The 637-nt window shown below is 63.4% G+C and carries 1 protein-coding gene; it reads right to left on the minus strand.

From position 1 onward, the window contains the following. Positions 1–637, minus strand: a 637-nt coding sequence (locus ACFHWW_RS34050) for a hypothetical protein (protein ID WP_379943779.1), incomplete at both ends; no start/stop codon positions are given.

The raw sequence follows: 637 nt of genomic DNA on the forward strand, positions 1-637 counted from the left end.
ACCCTGGACCGCCTTCTCAAGCCGTGACTGGAGGTTGCCAACGATCGTGCGAACGCGGGCCTGTGACTTCTGGCCCTGGGAGTGTTCGCGCTCGACGGCGCGCACCCAGCCATCGAGAAGCCCGAGCGGCTCGTCGAATTGTCGATACAGATACTCAATGCCCTTTGGATGGAGTCGGGCGTCATTGCGCCTGGTGACCGTGGCGAACTCGACAGAACGATCCTCGATGTCCGATTGCGACGAGAGATCTTCAACTGCCTTGCGCGCCAGGGCAACCGCATTAGCTGCGCCGGACTCGATCGCGGCACGCGCAGATCCGATGGGTCCGTTCTCAGACACGACATAGTGCATGAACGCCGTGGCGAACGGCCAGCGCGAGGTCTTCTGCGCGCAGGCGTCACACCATTCGGCCAACTGCGCGGCGATGCGCTTTTTCTGGGGAGCGCGCGGCGCGCCCGAGATACGCGCGAGCTCGTCTGCATCAGGCGGGAAATCATAGTCGAGCTCGGCGATTGCCTCCGTTGCCTGCTGGAGGTGCTGACCAAGGCTGCCACGGCAAAGGTCCCGAAGGTTGGCGCGGAACCCTGAGGACTTTTCGATGATTGCGGGACGGATCAGGGCGCCCAAGACCAGGACG

The organism is Sinorhizobium sp. P24N7 (genome assembly GCF_042436655.1).
In the GTDB taxonomy this organism is placed as follows: Bacteria; Pseudomonadota; Alphaproteobacteria; order Rhizobiales; family Rhizobiaceae; genus Sinorhizobium; species Sinorhizobium meliloti_A.